Source organism: Collinsella sp. HCP28S3_E9 (assembly GCF_052065455.1).
Classification (GTDB): domain Bacteria; phylum Actinomycetota; class Coriobacteriia; order Coriobacteriales; family Coriobacteriaceae; genus Collinsella.
In genome coordinates, this window is the sequence record NZ_JBQHTZ010000006.1 from 49,863 (window position 1) to 66,523 (window position 16,661).

The following is a 16,661-nucleotide window of genomic DNA, read 5'->3' on the forward strand; positions in this document are numbered from 1 at the left end:
TTTCATCGCTTGTTTTTGCGTTCTAGCATACACTACCTGCCCGACTGATAAATCAGCCGTTTATCGGACGATATCGACCGTTCACCTGTAAATCCTTGTTGCTCTTCTAAAAATGTCTTACGTTGTCATTAACGAAATGACAACGTTGTCATTTCGCAATGCCTTCCTTAAGCGGGAAGGTTTCCGGGCAGTCCTGACCATCCATCGACGACCAGTTCCATCCACATGCATCGCGCAACAAGTAACAAAGGAGCTTTATGGACGCCATCGTAAAGATGCTCGAAAAGCATCAGCCGTTCTTTGAGAAGATCTCGAGGAACATCTACCTCCAGGCCATTAAGGACGGATTCCTTGGGTGCATGCCCATCGTCCTCACCTCTTCGATCTTCCTGTTGATTGCCACCCTTCCCGGCGTAGTTGGCATCACGCTGCCCCAGCCGCTCATCGACTGGTGCAACAAGCTGTACAACTTCACCATGGGCGTTATGGGCATCATGGTTGCCGGCACCACCGCCAAGAACTTCACGGCTTCCATGAACCGTCGCATGCCCGCCGGCAAGGTGCTCAACGACGGCTCCACCATGGTAGCCGCCCAGTGCAGCATGCTGCTGCTCGCTGTTACGCAGTTCACCACCAAGTTCGACGGCTCCGAGCTTTCGGTCTTCGATTGCACCAGCATGGGTACGCGCGGTCTGTTCTCGGCCTATATCGCCGCGTTCATTACCGTGTGGGTCTATAAGTTCTGCGTCTCGCGCGATCTGACCATTAAGCTGCCCAAGGAGGTTCCGGGCGCCATCGCTCAGAACTTCCGCGACATCATCCCCTTTGGCGGCGCCGTCATCATCTGCGGCATCATCGATGTCGTCGTGCGCAACCTCATGGGCGTTCCGTTCTCCGAGCTGCTCATCAAACTGCTCTCCCCGCTCTTCACTGCAGCAGAGACCTACCCCGGACTCATCCTTATTCAGGCAGCCACCGCATTCTTCTGGTTCATCGGTGTCCACGGTCCTTCGATCGTCCAGCCGGGCATCGACCCCATCCGTCTTGCCAACCAGGCCGAGAACCTGCAGGTTCTGCTGGCAGGCGGCCACCCCGCCCACTCCCTCACATTTAACATGTCGCTCGTGGGTGAGTTCGGAGGCACCGGCGCCACGTTCATCGTGCCGCTTCTGCTGATTCTCTTTATGAAGTCCAAGCAGCTCAAAGCCGTCGGTAAGGCTTCGATTGTTCCTGTTGCCTTCGCCGTCAACGAACCGCTGCTCTTTGGCGCGCCGATGATCCTTAACCCCTACATGCTCATCCCCTTTGTTGCCGCCGGCTGCGTCAACGTAAGCGTTGCCAAGTTCTTTATCGATAACGTGGGCATGAACGGCTTCTCCTTCGTGGTGCCTTGGGCTACCCCTGCCCCCATCGGCATTTTCATCACCACGAACTTCCAGCTCATCGCCCTGGTATTTGTCGCGATCATTATCTTGCTGGACGCCATCATCTACCTGCCGTTCTTGAAGGCGTACGACAAGCTGCTCTGCGACCAGGAGGCCGAGCGCGCCGCCGAGCTGGGTCTCGAGTCCGATGGCGCTGCCACCATCGCCGCCAGCACCTCTGCGCCCGCCGTCGAGCCGACCGCCGCTGCCGCCGACAGCAAACCTGTCGCCGATCAGCCCGAGCCCGCCGCCGATGCATCCGCTAAGAAGGATGTCGACGGCCTGAAGGTCCTCGTCCTATGCGCCGGCGCCGGCACCTCTGCCATGCTCGCCAACGCCATCAAGGAAGGTGCCGCACAGACCGGAGAGAACATCGCTTCCTCCGCAGGCGCCTATGGCCAGCACACTGCCATCATGGATCAGTACGACGTTATCGTGCTCGCCCCGCAGGTTCGTAGCTACTACAACGACATGAAGGCCGACACCGATCGCCTGGGCATTAAGCTGCTCGCCCCGCGCGGTAAGGAATATATCGACCTTACTCGCGACCCCGCTGGCGCCATCAAGTGGCTCCGCGAGAACCTCGACTAGTTCCTCCCTCTGTTGGTGCCCGGATCCCCAGTTCGGGCACCTCTCCCTATTCGTATCCCACAGAAAGGATGACTCATGACCAACCCCATGCAGTTCCCCGACGGCTTTGTGTTTGGCGGCGCCACCGCCGCTTACCAGGTTGAGGGCGAGACCCGCACGCACGGCAAGGGCAAAGTGCCCTGGGACGATTTCCTGGCCGCTCAGGGTCGCTTCTCCCCCGACCCCGCAAGCGATTTCTACAACAAGTACCCGGTCGATATCGACTTGTGCCAGCGCTTCGGCATCAACGGTATCCGCGTCTCCATCGCTTGGAGCCGCATCTTCCCCAACGGCACCGGTGAGATTAACCCCGAGGGTGTTGCCTTCTATCACGAGCTCTTTGCCACCTGCAACAATGCCGGCGTTATCCCCTATGTCACGCTCGATCACTTCGATACGCCCGAGGCCTTTTACCAGAACGGCGGCGAAGGCTTCCTGACGCGCACGACGATCGACGCCTTTGTCGAGTACGCCAAGTTCTGCTTTGCCGAGTTCACCGAGGTCAAGCACTGGTTTACCTTTAACGAGATTCCCGCGACCGCCGAGGGCAGCTTTATCGTCGGCAACTGGCCGCACGGCGAGAAGTACCGCCTGGACAAGGCCTTCCAGCTCATGCACAACATGATGGTGGCCCACGCCAAGGCCGTCGTCGCCTTCCATGAGGGCGGCTTTGAGGGCGAGATCGGCATTGTCCAGAACCTGGAGCCCAAGTATCCCCTCGACCCCAACAACGCTGCCGACTGCGAGGCAGCTCGCATGGCCGACGTCATCAACAACCGCTGGGTACTCGACGCCACCTTCCGCGGCCACTATGCCGCCGACACCATGGAGGCTGCGACCAAGCTGGCCCATATCGCCGGCGGCGAGCTCGACGTCCGCGACGAGGACATCGCCGCGCTGACCGCCGCGCTCCCCTACAACGATTGCCTGGGCGTCAACACCTACAAGTGCCAGTTCCTGCGTGCTGCCGAGGGCGAAAACGACATCAACCATAATGGCACCGGCGACAAGGGATCTTCGCGCTGGTTCCTCAAGGGCGTGGGCGAGTCGTGCGTGCGCGAAGGCGTTCCCACCACCGATTGGGACTGGATCATCTATCCCGAGGGCCTGTACGACCTGCTGCTGCGCATTAAGAACGATTACCCCAACTACAAGAAGATCTACATCACCGAGAACGGCATGGGCTATAAGGACGACTTCGAGGATGGCTTTATCGACGACGCCCCTCGTATCGACTACATGCGCCAGCATCTCGCGTGGATCCTCAAGGCGATCGACGGCGGCGTGAACGTCGACGGCTACTTTGTGTGGTCGCTGCAGGACCAGTTCTCCTGGACCAACGGCTATAACAAACGTTACGGCCTGTTCTACATCGACTTTGAGACCCAGAAGCGCTATCCCAAGGCGAGCGCGTACTGGTACAAGAACGTCGCGGAGACCGGCCTGCTCATGGCCTAGTTTCCGCCGCATACCCCCTGTCGGCCGCATACGAATCCCTCCACGGGTTCGTATGCGGCCTCTTTTGTTTTGGCGCGGCCCGAGCAGGTCGTTTGTCTCGGATTTGTAACATCTAACCGAATATTTCGGCCCTAGCTGTTACAAATCGAGACAAACAGAACGCCCGAGCAGAAATATCTCGATCTGTAACATCTAACTCGCTTTTAACCGTCTAACTGTTACAGATCAGGACAAAGGTGATGGCTGGATAGACAAAATCTCGATCTGTAACACCTAGTCGAGTTTTTGGGTCCTAGCTGTTACAGATCGAGACAAACGGAATAGGCCGAGCCAAAAATCTCGATCTGTAACATCTGACTCGCTTTTGGCCGCCTAGATATCACAGGTTGAGACAATTTGATAGCGAAGTCCCCATTTGCGCGTCATATCGCATAGCGCTGACGCGCCGATTCCCCACAATGACAGGGGGGGGGCAAAAGTCCTCACACAGCGCTAGCTAGCAATCCTGCAGCGCTAGCTAGCAGATGATCTGCGTATGCTCCTCGATGGCGGCACGATCCTCGGCGGTAATACCCGGCTCGCACACCACGGCATCCAGGCTGTCCAGACGGCAGAAGGTGTAGAAGTCGCGCTTGCCAATCTTGCTGGAATCGGCGATCAGATAGCGCGAGTCTGCCTTGCTAAAGGCGAGCTGCTGGATGCGGCCCTCTTCCATGTTAGACGTAGACACGTCGCCGTCCAAAATGCCGTTGGCACCGATAAACGCCGCGTCGATACCCAACGCACGCAGGGTATCCTCGGCCGTTGGTCCCACAAAAGCGGCGGTGCGGCGACGATACATGCCGCCCACGAGGCACAGGTCGCAGTCTTCGCGCGCCTCGAGCAGGCTAAACACCGAAAGCGAGTTGGTCACAATGCGCAGGCGAAACGCCGGCAGCATCGACGCCATCTGCTCAACCGTAGTGCCCGTACCCAAAAAGATGGTCGAACCTTCCTCGATAAGCTCCACGGCGCGGCGCGCAATCTGCAGCTTTTCCTCGGCATGCTTGGTGCGCTTTTCGCTGTGCGAGTACTCGTGGCGCAACATAGCGTGGGGACGACCCTGCGCACTGCGGGCGCCGCCGTGCACGCGCTCGATCTCGCCCAGGCTCGCAAGCTCCTCAAGATCACGGCGGATCGTCATATCCGAGACGCCCAGTGCATCCGAAATCTCCTTGACCGAGACCGTGCCCTGCTCCTCGAGCAGCTGACGAACCTTATCCTGTCGCTCTGCCTTAATCACGATGAATCCTCGCCGTTCTTTGCGCGCATATCATTCAAACAGTAACGAACAAATTGTATCAGACTCGTGCGCGTCAAAAATGAACGCCCGCACAGCTCCAATCATCACTTTTTTGAGAAAAATACCCCCTGCTTTAGTGGGATGTAGTGATAATCTCGCCTGTTCGCGCTACAGTTTGTCGGAAATACCTCGATGTTAGGAACCAAATGATCACTTCTGAGCTTTTCGGCACCGCGCCGTGCGGTACCCCCGTTCATCGTTACACCCTCAACGGGCCCGAGATCTGCGTTCGCATTATGGACTATGGCGCCACCGTGCTGGGTATCGATGTGCCCGACATTCCCGGCAACGTGCGCGATGTGGTGCTGGGCTTCGATAAGCTCGAGGATTACTTTGACAACCCCGCCTGCTTTGGCGCGACCATTGGCCCCGTGGCAAACCGCACTGCGGGCGCCACGATCACCATCGACGGTACGGACTGGCATATGCCCGCCAACGAGGGCGCCAATAACCTGCACAGCGATCTTGAACACGGCCTGCACAAGCGCGTGTGGGATGTTGAGCTCGACGAGGCCCACAACGCCGTGCGCATGACCACCTCACTTGAGGATGGCGAGTTGGGCCTGCCCGGCAACCGCACCTTTACGGCCGTGTTTACCGTAACGCACACCGGCCGCTTCCGTATCGAGTATGGCTGCGAGAGCGACCGTGCCACGTACGTGTCCATGACCAACCACACGTACTTTAACCTTGCCGGTCATAATGCCGGCATGGACTGCGAGCACTTCTTTGTTGCCAACGCCGCCCACTACCTGCCCATCGACGACCAGAACATTCCTACTGGCGAGATTGCTCCGGTCGAGGGAACACCGTTTGATTTTCGCGAGTTACGCCCCGTCGCGCCTGGCATGGAGGCCGACCATCCGCAGATTAAGCAGGCACGCGGCTACGATCACTGCCTGTGCATTGGCGGCTATCAGTACGGCCGCAATCTGCGCCGTGCCCTGCACGTCGAGGAGATGTGGACCGGCCGTGAGCTGGACTACTACACCACCGCCCCGGGCGTGCAGCTCTACACCGGCAACTGGCTAGGCGATGAGCACGCCAAGGACGATGCCAACTACGGCTGGGGCGCCGGCTTTGCCCTCGAGGCCGAGATGTACCCCGACACGCCGCACCGCCCGCTGTTCCCCCAGGGCATCGTGGGCCCGGGTCATCCCTACAGCAATGTGATCGAATACCACTTTATGAGGCACTAAGCCCATAACGCAACATATCGCACAGCAGCGCCCGCCGGCACACCGCCGACGGGCGTTTTTCTACCCAGTTGTAGGCAACCAGGCACATCCCGGCTTGAATGATTAGTGCATTTAACGTGAGAAAAGCTGTCAGAACACTTGCGCGGATTTACGATGTCCCGTATCATAGACAGCCGTTGACGCCTCAGCTGCGTCACCACATGGCCGCCAGCGTAGCTCAGTTGGTAGAGCACCGCTCTCGTAAAGCGGGGGTCACCGGTTCGAGCCCGGTCGCTGGCTCCATTGCACAAGACAGCCGCCTTCGGGCGGCTTTTTTGTTTTCGATTTTGAGTGCGCGCGCCCACCCACGCATCGCCACAGCGTCAGCTCCCCTATTCAAAAACAGAAACCCCGTTAATCGTGATTCCCCTAGGAAAACACGATTAACGGGGTCGTAGCGTGCTTCCCTTAGGGGAAACACGCCATCAGACGAACAGCTCAGTCGGGCAGTTCGCTACTCCTCCCAGTAGGCGTCGGCAAGCAGCTTAAAGCAGATCTTCTTGACCGGCTGCGCGCCATCGCCCGGGAACTCGAGCGTGGGCATGTGAGGCTCGCCGGCAACGAACAGCGCAAACTTGTCGTCGGCAAGATCGCCGGCGATCGAGGCGTCGGAATCGACCAGATCGTAGTCGTCCTTCTCGTCAAACTCCTGGACCAGCGTCAGGCTACCCGTAGCGACCTTAAAGGCCTCGCGACCCTCGACGTCGATCTGCAGGTCGTGATAGCGCTGATGCGTCTCATAGTGAGCCTCGGCCTCGGGACGCGTCGTGGGAGCCATGACGTTCGCAAAGACCTTGTCGCCCAAAATCGGATGGCTGCCGACCTCGAGCTGCGCCGGGTCGTTCTCCTCGAGCCAGTCGATCAGCACGTCGAGGCCCTTGAGCATTCCGCGGTACTCCTCGATATCGCCCAATGCACCGTAAATCATCTAAATCCCCTCTCGGATCGTTTCTTTGGCGGCTACTCGGCAAACGCGTTGCCAAAGCTGTTGCCGCCCGCATACGTCTCGACCAGGGTAAGGTCGGGAATGAACACGACAGTATCGGCGTCGCGCCCCGGCATAATGCTACCGCACTTGTCGTTGGCTCTAACCACAAGCAAACAACCGATGCCGGAGCCGACGCCCAAGCTCTTACAGCTCGGTCACGACAACGCCGTTGTAGACCTCGTCCCAACGGTCCATAACCAGATGACCGGTCATGGGATCCATGGCATTGAGCTTGCCGCAGGTGTTGGCGGTACGCAGCACCGTCTCGTCGTCCGCGCCGGCAGCGATGGCATGCGCGAAACCGGCGATAGTGGAGTCGCCGGAACCCGTAGCGTTAACGGCAGGAATATCGGGGGTCTTGGCACGGAACGCACGTCCGTTGTGGAAGCCCACGGAGCCGGCAGCGCCCATGGACACGACGACCCAGGGGATATCGGAGAAGCGGTCATCAGAGGCAAGTGCGGCCCGGAGCTCGTCCACATCGTCGGTGGTAAAGCTCGTGCCCAGAAGGCCGTTGATCTCGGTTAGGTTAGGCTTGACCAGCTCGGGCTTGACCTCGGACTTGAGGGCAGCCTCAAGCGAAGCGCCCGAGGTATCGAGCAGCACCTTGGCGCCGGCGTTCTCGGCAATGCCCGTAATCTTGGCATAGTAGTCCGCCTCGACGCCGCGGGGCAGCGAACCCGAAATAGTGACGACGTCGGCCTTGCTCGCAAGCTCGGTAAACTTGGCGGTAAAGGCATCCAGCTCCTCGGGGGCAATCGTCGGGCCGCTCTCGAGCAGCTCGGTCTGGTTGCCGGCGTGGAGGATGTTGAGGCAAATGCGAGTCTCGCCCTTGATGGGCACAAAGTCGTTGTTAATACCGTTGGCATCCATGAGCTCTGCCATATAGGCGCCCATATGGCCACCGAGCAGACCGGTTGCCACAACGTCGTCGCCCAGCTGGCCCAGCACACGGGCCACGTTGAGACCCTTGCCGCCGGCGGTCTTTTCGGGCGTCACACGGTTGACGTCGTCGATAATGAGCTCATCGAGCTGATAGCGCGTATCGACAGACGGGTTCATCGTAACGGTGAGGATCATTTTAGCTCCTTATCTCGCGGGCTCCTTGTGCCTCGCGATACGAGTCGACAAAACGGAATTACAGAATCTCAATCGTGAACGAGCGAACGACGGTCTCCTTGGGCTTGGCGACAAGGCAGCCGCGCTTATGCTCAAGTACGTCGTCCTCATCGGAGCAGGTCGAGAGGCCGCCCCAGGGCTCAACTGCCACAAAATCGCCCTCGGGCTTGCTCCACACGATGAGGTACGGGAAGCCCTCAAAACTCAAGCGAACGCCCTTGTCCTCGCCCTTCTTGGAAAGCGTGACCTGACGACTCTCGAGCACGTCAAAGATGGTCTCCGCAAAATCGAAGAGCTCATGCGACAGGGGCAGCGTCTTTCCCACCATGGGGTTCTTTGAACGGTTAGCTACATCAATCAAGCCAGTCGAGGGTACGGCGGTGCAAAGCTCCGCAGCCTCGTCTTTCTCGAAGCGCAACTCGTAGTCCGTATAGGCCTCGCCCTCGTCGAGCGGGCACCTAAAGCCGGGGTGTCCACCGATAAAGAACGGCATGTCCTCGGTGCCCTCGTTGGCCACCTCATAGGAAACGCGCACGGCAGCGTCCTCGAGCGTATAACGAGCGACAAGCTTAAACGGGTAGGGATAATCTCTCAGCAGCGCGGCGTTATCCTCCGAAGCCAGGCACATAGCCAGCTCGTTTGCGCTTTGGCTCAGCAGCTTCCACTCCTGTTTGCGCGCAAACCCGTGGCGAGCGAGCTTTACATGATGCCCGGCAAACGTCATGGCGCTGCCATCGCGCAGGCCTCCGCAAATCGGGAAGCAAATCGGTGCCTGGCCGGACCACACGGCGGGATCGCCCTGCCACAAGTACTCGCGGCCTCCGGCCTCAATCGAGGTAAACGAACCACCAGCCGTGGACACCTTAATAGAAATCGAATCGTTGGAGAGAGCGTATTCCATTGCCCATCCTTTCGAACAACTGCTTTTGCTCGCAAGTATCCGTCTCGGCCCTGACCAAAGGACAAACCCGCACGCTCAGCGATGTGTCCGGTATCCCAGCAATGCAACGGGGTACCATACAGACATTGATGCAATTACAGCTGGAAGGTCTTCTTATGCGAACCATCATCCTCTACGCCTCGCGCCATCACGGCAATACGAAAAAGCTCGTGGACGCCATCGTCGAGGCACACCCCGAGATCGATACCCTCGACGTCAAGGCGCTCGGCAAAAACGAGTATCCCAACCTGCACGAATATCATCTGATCGGTGTCGCCACGGGCATCTATTACTCCGAGATCGACAAGGACATGGCACGCGTGCTCACTAACGTGCTGCAGCCGCAGGACAAGGTGTTTGGCCTTATGACCTACGGTGGCAAAAACAAGTGGTACGGCAAGGATATCGATGGCATCTGCCGCATGAGGCAGGCCATCTTTATGGGTGTCTACGGCTGCCCCGGCTTTGATACGTGGGGGCCGTTCAAACTCACCGGCGGTGTCCAAAAGGGACACCCGACCGCTGAGGAAATTAAGGGCGCCGTCGACTTCTTCGACAAGATCGAAGACGAGTATGGCGACATCATCGTCGAAGAGTACGCCAAGCGCGAGAAGCGCCTAGCATACGAGAAGGAGCATCCTGCAGGAGGCCTGGTGACCGGCGTTAAGCGCACGGTAAAGAAGATCGCTAACAAGCTATAACTGTGAAGGTACTTTTGAGCGTTTAACCCATGCGGCGGGTCCGAGCAGATTCGGGCCCGCCGTCTTTTTCTATCGTTACTCGGTAAAGGCGTTACCGACGCTCTGACCGCCAACATACGTCTCGACGAGGGTGAGCTCATGGTCGAACACGACAAAGTCGGCGTCGCGACCCGGCATGATGCTGCCGCACTTATCCTCGATGTGCACGGAGCGTGCCGGCACCTCGGTTGCCATGCGAATGGCGATATCGGCACTGGCAATGCCCCAGTCGACGATGTTCTTGACGCCCTGGGCAAGCGTGAGCACCGAGCCGGCAATGCTCTTGCCGTCGGCGAGCCAGCACAGGTTGTCCTTCATGATGACGTCCATGCCGCCACTGGTGTAGCTGCCCTCGGGCATGCCGCCGCAACCCAGGCAGTCGGTGATGAGCACCGTATGCTGCCAGCCCTTTGCCTGCAGCAGCGCCTTGATAGCGCCAGGGTTTACGTGCTTGCCGTCACAGATGATCTCGGCGTAGGTCTCGGGCGTGGACATGGCAGCACCCACAACACCGGGCTCACGGTGATGCAGTCCGCGCTGGCCGTTATAGGTATGCGTAAAGCAGCTGGCACCGGCGTTGATGGCGGCGATGCACTCATCGTAGGTGGCGTCGGAGTGACCGATGCTGGTCACCACACCCTTGGCGTTCAGAGCAGCCGCATAAGCAGCGGCACCGTCGTGCTCGGCTGCCATGGCGCTCTTAACGATGCGACCACCCGCAGCCTCCTGCCACTGATCGAAGACCTCCTCGGAGGGATCGATAAGATAAGCGGGGTTCTGCGCGCCCACGTGCTTCATAGTAAAGAAAGGGCCTTCCAGGTAGATGCCCTGAATGCGAGCACCGCAAAAGTCGGGGCCACGGCCTTCGTCCGCCTGAGCGATGGCGGCGCAGGCGTCCTTGATCTGCTCGACGCCATCGGTGAACGTCGTGGGCAGCCAGCTGGTGGTACCGCGACGGGCGAGCTCGGTCGAGCTGATATCGATGCCCTCGGGATCGTTATCGGTAGTCGAATGGTTATAGAAGCCATGGATGTGGGTGTCGACCATGCCCGGAGCGATCCACGATCCCGTGTAGTCCTTGATCTCGCAGGAGGGCTCGTCGGCCTGCCAAGCGCCAAAGACGCCGTCCTCGACCATAAGATAGCCGCCCAGTTGCGGGCCTGCCGGCAAGAAGAACTTGTCAGCCTTAATTGCGTACGTGCTCATATGTACTCCTTACTTCTAAAGCAGTTAACTGTGGTGATGTTTATACCCAGCTCACGTAAAACAAAAAGCGCCCGCCCGCCGTTACGAGCGGACGGGCGCCCTTACAGGGGGACGCGATTAAGCGGTGAAGGGGTGAATCGTCACGCCCTTGACCACGCGGTTGACCGTGCCCGTGGGGCTCGGCGTGTCGGGCGTGTTGCCCACGCGCACGGAGTTAAGCAGGCTGATAGCCTGAGCAAACATCACGAACGGCAGAGCAAGGTAGCCCTCGGGAAGTGCCTCGTAGCCCTTAAAGGTGAAGGACTCACCCTCGTAGACAGTAGCGCCATCCTGCTGAACGGCAACGGTGTGCTGAGCAATATCGTCGCCACCGATCTCATTGAGGATGTCGATGTCGTACTGACGGGTGTAGGCGTCGTTGTTGACGAACACGAACACGAGGGTCTTGTCGTCGACGAAGGACTTGGGTCCGTGACGATAGCCCATGGAAGTGTCGTAAGAAGTGGCAACCAGGCCGTGAGCGAGCTCGAGGATCTTGAGCTGGCTCTCCTGGGCAAGGCCACCGAAGGAGCCAGAACCCAAGTAGGTCACGCGGTTGAAGTCTCCAGCGAGGTAATCGGCGATCTCGGGCTCACGGGAGATGACCTCCTCGCCCATCTTGGCAATCGTCTCGACCCACTCGGCCTTCTGCTCGTCAGAGGCAGTGTCGAAAATAAGGGTGGCGAGCAGGGTCATGCAGGAATAAGAACCGGTCATGGCGAAGCCCTTGTCGTTGGCGCGCGGAATGAGCAGCGTCAGCGCGTTGGGATCATCGGCAGACTCGACGGCGAGCTTGCCCTCGGGAGCGCAGGTGATGTTGAGGAATTTGACGTTGTGGACAAGCTCCTTGGCAACGGCAACGGCGGCAAGGCTCTCGGGGCTGTTGCCAGAGCGGGCAAAGGAAACCACGAGCGTGGGATCCTCGGCACGCAGGAAGTCGCGCGGGGCGCTCACGATGTCGGTCGTGGCAATGGGCTTAAAGTCGTAGAGATCAGTGTTGCCAGCGTGACGCAGGTACGGGGCGCAGGTATCGCCAACGTAGTCAGACGTACCGGCACCGGTGAAGACAACGGACAGACGGCCCTCGCCCATAGCGCGAGCCTCGGCCAGAAAGGCCTCGATGGCCTCCTTGTTCTCACGATAGATGTTGAGCGTATCACGCCAAAGCTCGGGCTGCTGAGCAATCTCGGCCGTGGTGATCTGGGCGCCGAGCTCGGTGAGCTCCTCGACACTCTTCTCGAACATTTCTAATACCTCTCTCTAGAAGTAATCCTCTGACGTGCAATTATACACTTCGGTTGGTTATCTGGTAGTAACCAGTTAAATGCAAGGAATCACCATATGGAAACGATGCGAACACTAGTTGCTACGCTGGTGGTAAACCTTGTATTTAAACTGATCGGCACGAGCAACCGAGAGCGTATACTCCACAACCTCGTTTGACTCGTTATACGTAGTCCTGACCAAATCGAGCACAGGCGACCCCTCGACAATTGCCAAAAGGTGGGCATCGGTGGGACGGGCTATGCTCGCATAGAACTCCTCTTCGGCCACGCGAATCTTTTGCTGAAAGTCCTGCTCAATCACATCGTAAAGCGGCTTACTCTCCAGCAGTGGTCGCTTTAGGGACAGAAATTGACGAACCGGCAGATAGCTGCGTTCGACCATCATGGGCATGTTGTCGGCAGAACGAAGGCGCTTGAGCTTAAAAACGCGATCACCGATATGCAATCCCATATGCTCGGCTAGATTCTTATCGGCCTCCATCTCGCAAAACTCGAGAATCGTGGTCTCGGGGTCACGACCCATCGCGCGCATCTGTTCGGTAAAGCTGTAGGACTGCATAAGATTGGTTGCCTTTGCCGAACGGTCGGTCACAAAGGTACCGCGACCGTGCTGCCGAACCACCAGTCCTAAACGCTCCAGTTCCTGCAGAGCCAGGCGTACCGTGGTGCGCGAGAGACCATAGCGCTCCGAAAGTTCGCGCTCGGAAGGAATCATGTCACCGGCGCGATATTCATGGTCAATCTTTTCGGTCAGAATATCGACCAGCTGATCGTACAGCGGTTGCTTACGCGCCCCGATCGCCATCCTATCCTCCCATTTTCTCAAACTCGGCTACTACCTTGGGTGGTTAACATTATCTGTCTGCCACATCCGAATCATCAAGAAAACAAAAGCCGCGCGCTCTTTCGAGCACGCGGCTTTTAACATACACATGGCTTAAGGGGTCGGGGTGTGAGCCGCGTAGGGACACACCCCTCAAGCTAGAGCCTTACCAGATGCTCGGCCAGAGACCAAGCGGGCCAGCGCCCAGGATGCCCAGGACGAAGAGCAGCAGAATGCCCTTGGTCGGGGTCCAGCTGTGCTTAGCGAACATGTAGTAAAGCAGCAGCGTAAGCATAAGCGGGACGAGCTTCGGGACGATGGTGTTGAGGGTGTCGGCAACAGAGAAGTTGACCGGATCCTCGGTAACGGTGCCGTAGGTCACGGACTCCATGCCGTTGCCCAGATCGGTGACGCCGCACTCGACAGCGTTGCCGTCGGCATCGGAAGCGGTGAGGGCGTTGCCGTCCTTATCGGTCATGGCGATGGTACCGGCCTCAGCGGTCTCGGTATCGATGCCCTCCATACCGGTGAAGTTCTCGGCCTCCTTCTCGGAGACGATCACGGTAGTAGCGGAGAGGCCACGGGTGGTGCCGTTGGGAATCTGGAGGTTGATCTGGGTGCCACCCATGGTGACGACCAGGCAACCGACGACGAAGACGCCCATGATGGAAGCGGCGCGCGTGAAGGCCTGCATGTTGGCGGTCAGAGCGTCAATAGCGCTGGTGCCAAGCTTGTAGGACCAGTTCATGAGCCAGAAGCGCAGTGCGAACTGGACGGCGTTGAAGATCACCAGGAAGATGATCGGCGCAGCGGCGTTGCCGTTGATGGCCATGTTGGAGGTGATGCCAGCCGTGATAGGCACGAGCGTCAGCCAGAACAGGGCGTCACCGATACCACCGAGCGGGCCCATTGCGGCGACGCGGACGGCGCGAATCGTGGGGATGTCAACCTTGTTCTGCTCGAGCGAAAGCACGATGCCCATAACAAAGGTGACGAGGAACGGGTGAGTATTGAAGAACTCCAGGTTGTGGCTCATGGAAGCCGCGAGGTCGTTCTTGTTGGTGTGGATCTTCTCCAGACCGGGGATGATGGAGTAGAGCCAGCCAGCGGCCTGCATACGCTCGTAGTTGAACGAGGCCTGCAGGAAGCAGGAGCGCCAAGCCATCTTGTTGAGGGTCTTCTGGTCGAGCTGCGGAGCAGGAGTGAGATCCTCGTAGTGCTCCGGGATCACATACTCATTAGATGCCATCTTCGAAGTCACCTCCGTCAGAAACAGCTGCACCCTTCAGCTCGGTCTGCTGCTGGAAGTCCCAGAAAGCGATGCCGAAGCCGATGAGAGCGAGGATGAGCAGGGCAGGAGTTGCCAGAGAATCGTTGGCAACGGTGATGATCGCGAGGCCAAAGCCCATGAGGAAGAAGCCCCACATATCGCGGTTCATCATAACCTTGAGCAGGACGGCGAAGCCGACGAAGCGCATCATGCCGCCTGCAGCGGAGAGACCGGTCTGCAGCCAAGCCGGGATGGCGGAAGCGATGGTCTGACCGATGGTAGCGCCAGCGATGAAGAACAGGGTGACGACGATAGCGAAGATCAGGCCGAGCAGAGCCATGGCGAAGTAGTTCAGACGCTCGATACCCTTGGTGTCAGCGTTGTGAGCCATGTTGTCCGCGGAGGACATGAGCGGCGACATAAGCGTGAAGACCAGGGTAACGCCGAGCTGACCAAGCAGAGCGAACGGAATGGCAAGGCCGACTGCCGCGTTAGGCTCGAGGCCCGTGGCGATTGCGAGAATGGCTGCCATGATGCCGCCGATGACGGCGTTAGGCGGCTGAGCGCCTCCGATCGGCATGTTGCCGATCGTCATGAGCTGATAGGTACCACCCACGAGAAGACCGGTGTTGAGGTCGCCAAGGATAAGACCGATGACGGCGCCGGTGACGATGGGCTGATAGAGAGACTCGAGGAAGTTGAACTGGTCGATTGCCGCGACGAACGTGACGATGAAGACCAGAGCGACCTGGATGATCGAGTATTCCATCTTGCTCCTCCTTTCAAAATGCATGTACGCACTTTTGATATCACGTACAGAACGTCAGGGTTTCACTCCTGACAATGTGGATCACGAGGATTACGAGAAGAGCTTGCTCGTGTCCTCAACAGGCGTGCTCGGAACGCGCCTGATCTCCAGCTCCACCCCCAATTCCTTCAGCTCTTTAAACGCAGCGACATCCTCGTCGTTAACTGCGACGGAGGTGGCGACTTGGCGCTTTCCTTCCGACATGTGCATGTTGCCGATGTTTACCTTCTTTATAGGCACACCGCCCTTGACGAGCGTAAGCACGTCTTCCGGTGTTTCGGCCACGATGAAGATCTTCTGGCGCGGGCTCGCCTTGCCGATGACGTCGATGGTCTTCTGCAGGGAGAAGAAACGCGTAGCGACGCCGGCGGGAGCGGCCATCTTCATGAGGTTCTGACGCATGGTATTGGTTGACACGTCGTCGTTGGCGACGAGGATGAGGTTGGAGCCCAGAGTGGAGTTCCACTGGGTGGCAACCTGACCATGAATCAGTCGGTTATCGATGCGGGTAAGAAGAATGTTGGGTTCTGCCATGCTGATCAGCTTCCTTTCGCTATTTGCTGACGACAGTTACTTGATCTCCTGAATCGCGTAACGCGAAACATCTACGACGGCTCCGGATCGGACCTTGATCTGGACCTTCTCGCCTTCGATGCCCTTGACGGTTCCGTAGATACCGCCGGCGAAAAGAACCTCCTGACCCGGCTTGAGCTCGGTGTGCAGCTCCTTGAAGTACTTCTGCTTCTTCTTCATGTTGATTTGCGACCAGATGGTGTAAATCAAGCCCATGATGACAAGCAGGCCTAAAAGAGCGACCGAGGAGCTCAGGACGTTGGCTCCGAAATCGGCCATTAGATGCCGTCCTCGTCGCCGAAGATATCCTCTTCGTCGGAGCCGGCAACGGATGCGACCGTCTGGGCGGTGATGCCCGTCTGGCCAACGGTCACTGCCTGCTCGCCAAGCTCGGCGAGCGTGGCATTGCCGCGGAGGAACAGAAGCTCAATAACCATGGGGAGGTTGGTGCCAGTCAGAACCTCGACGTTGTCGACATCCTGGGCAATCATCATCGACTGGTTAAACGGGGTGCCGCCAAGCAGGTCGGTAAAGACGAGCACGCCATCGCACTCCTCGCGCATGGCGGTAATAGCGGCGCGGAGATCCTCACCGTAGGAAGCAGCCTGGTCGCCCTCAAAAGGAACGACGGTAAAAGCAGGCTGGTCGCCGGCAACCATAGCGATAGCGCTTGCAAGGCCGGGTGCAAACTGTCCATGACCGGTAAGAATAAAGCCAACCATTCAAATTTCCCTTCCGAAGGTGTGTACGATCTGAGTCCGATGATTTTCGGAAGCC

At 58.5% G+C, this 16,661-nt stretch carries 16 protein-coding genes and 1 tRNA gene; 5 read left to right on the plus strand and 12 right to left on the minus strand.

Annotated features, from left to right (window positions below; genetic code table 11):
• Positions 1 to 257 precede the first annotated feature (257 nt).
• Positions 258 to 2,015: a PTS lactose transporter subunit IIBC gene (locus tag ACTNA2_RS04225; protein WP_441048689.1), complete on the plus strand. Its 1,758-nt coding sequence runs from the start codon at positions 258 to 260 to the stop codon at positions 2,013 to 2,015.
• A gap of 75 nt (positions 2,016 to 2,090) precedes the next feature.
• Complete coding sequence (gene lacG, locus ACTNA2_RS04230) at positions 2,091 to 3,512, plus strand: 6-phospho-beta-galactosidase (protein ID WP_441048690.1); 1,422 nt, start codon at positions 2,091 to 2,093, stop codon at positions 3,510 to 3,512.
• A gap of 517 nt (positions 3,513 to 4,029) precedes the next feature.
• Here the strand turns inward: lacG and ACTNA2_RS04235 are convergent.
• Complete coding sequence (locus ACTNA2_RS04235; RefSeq protein ID WP_441048691.1) at positions 4,030 to 4,794, minus strand: DeoR/GlpR family DNA-binding transcription regulator; 765 nt, start codon at positions 4,792 to 4,794, stop codon at positions 4,030 to 4,032.
• Between the two features lie 206 nt (positions 4,795 to 5,000).
• On the opposite strand from ACTNA2_RS04235, the gene ACTNA2_RS04240 reads away from it, so the two are divergent.
• Positions 5,001 to 6,053, plus strand: a complete 1,053-nt coding sequence (locus ACTNA2_RS04240; RefSeq protein WP_427795498.1) for an aldose epimerase family protein — start codon at positions 5,001 to 5,003, stop codon at positions 6,051 to 6,053.
• Between the two features lie 206 nt (positions 6,054 to 6,259).
• Positions 6,260 to 6,335 (plus strand) — tRNA-Thr (locus tag ACTNA2_RS04245).
• A 211-nt stretch (positions 6,336 to 6,546) separates the two neighbouring features.
• Here ACTNA2_RS04245 and ACTNA2_RS04250 read toward each other — a convergent pair.
• From ACTNA2_RS04250 to ACTNA2_RS04260, 3 genes are all read right to left on the minus strand, one after another.
• Positions 6,547 to 7,020: a YhcH/YjgK/YiaL family protein gene (locus tag ACTNA2_RS04250; RefSeq protein ID WP_117654927.1), complete on the minus strand. Its 474-nt coding sequence runs from the start codon at positions 7,018 to 7,020 to the stop codon at positions 6,547 to 6,549.
• 204 nt (positions 7,021 to 7,224) lie between these two features.
• Complete coding sequence (locus ACTNA2_RS04255) at positions 7,225 to 8,160, minus strand: hexose kinase (protein WP_441048692.1); 936 nt, start codon at positions 8,158 to 8,160, stop codon at positions 7,225 to 7,227.
• Positions 8,161 to 8,218: 58 nt separating this feature from the next.
• Positions 8,219 to 9,100, minus strand: coding sequence for an aldose 1-epimerase family protein (locus ACTNA2_RS04260; protein WP_441048693.1), 882 nt, complete (start codon positions 9,098 to 9,100; stop codon positions 8,219 to 8,221).
• 155 nt (positions 9,101 to 9,255) lie between these two features.
• Here ACTNA2_RS04260 and ACTNA2_RS04265 point away from each other — a divergent pair, with 155 nt between their 5' ends.
• Positions 9,256 to 9,840, plus strand: a complete 585-nt coding sequence (locus tag ACTNA2_RS04265; RefSeq protein ID WP_441048694.1) for a hypothetical protein — start codon at positions 9,256 to 9,258, stop codon at positions 9,838 to 9,840.
• 75 nt (positions 9,841 to 9,915) lie between these two features.
• On the opposite strand, the gene nagA is transcribed toward ACTNA2_RS04265, so the two are convergent.
• From nagA to ACTNA2_RS04305, 8 genes are all read right to left on the minus strand, one after another.
• Positions 9,916 to 11,085: an N-acetylglucosamine-6-phosphate deacetylase gene (nagA, locus tag ACTNA2_RS04270; RefSeq protein WP_154514990.1), complete on the minus strand. Its 1,170-nt coding sequence runs from the start codon at positions 11,083 to 11,085 to the stop codon at positions 9,916 to 9,918.
• Positions 11,086 to 11,202: 117 nt separating this feature from the next.
• The gene (gene agaS / locus ACTNA2_RS04275) at positions 11,203 to 12,369 is read right to left on the minus strand and encodes an SIS domain-containing protein (RefSeq protein WP_441048695.1); all 1,167 of its coding nucleotides are present in this window, start codon (positions 12,367 to 12,369) and stop codon (positions 11,203 to 11,205) included.
• Between the two features lie 114 nt (positions 12,370 to 12,483).
• A complete protein-coding gene (locus ACTNA2_RS04280) occupies positions 12,484 to 13,215 on the minus strand; it encodes a GntR family transcriptional regulator (protein ID WP_154514994.1) in 732 nt (243 codons plus the stop codon).
• Positions 13,216 to 13,399: 184 nt separating this feature from the next.
• Positions 13,400 to 14,482 (minus strand): PTS system mannose/fructose/sorbose family transporter subunit IID, encoded by a 1,083-nt coding sequence (locus tag ACTNA2_RS04285; protein WP_138374505.1) that lies wholly within the window; start codon positions 14,480 to 14,482, stop codon positions 13,400 to 13,402.
• On the minus strand, positions 14,472 to 15,272 hold the full coding sequence (locus ACTNA2_RS04290; RefSeq protein WP_154514996.1) for a PTS mannose/fructose/sorbose/N-acetylgalactosamine transporter subunit IIC: 801 nt from the start codon (positions 15,270 to 15,272) through the stop codon (positions 14,472 to 14,474). The genes ACTNA2_RS04285 and ACTNA2_RS04290 overlap by 11 nt, the downstream gene beginning before the upstream one ends.
• A gap of 90 nt (positions 15,273 to 15,362) precedes the next feature.
• Positions 15,363 to 15,845: a PTS N-acetylgalactosamine transporter subunit IIB gene (gene agaV / locus ACTNA2_RS04295; RefSeq protein ID WP_441048696.1), complete on the minus strand. Its 483-nt coding sequence runs from the start codon at positions 15,843 to 15,845 to the stop codon at positions 15,363 to 15,365.
• 36 nt (positions 15,846 to 15,881) lie between these two features.
• The gene (gene yajC, locus ACTNA2_RS04300) at positions 15,882 to 16,163 is read right to left on the minus strand and encodes a preprotein translocase subunit YajC (protein WP_022094612.1); all 282 of its coding nucleotides are present in this window, start codon (positions 16,161 to 16,163) and stop codon (positions 15,882 to 15,884) included.
• The gene (locus ACTNA2_RS04305) at positions 16,163 to 16,606 is read right to left on the minus strand and encodes a PTS fructose transporter subunit IIA (RefSeq protein ID WP_117743271.1); all 444 of its coding nucleotides are present in this window, start codon (positions 16,604 to 16,606) and stop codon (positions 16,163 to 16,165) included. The genes yajC and ACTNA2_RS04305 overlap by 1 nt, the downstream gene beginning before the upstream one ends.
• Between the last annotated feature and the right edge of the window lie 55 nt (positions 16,607 to 16,661).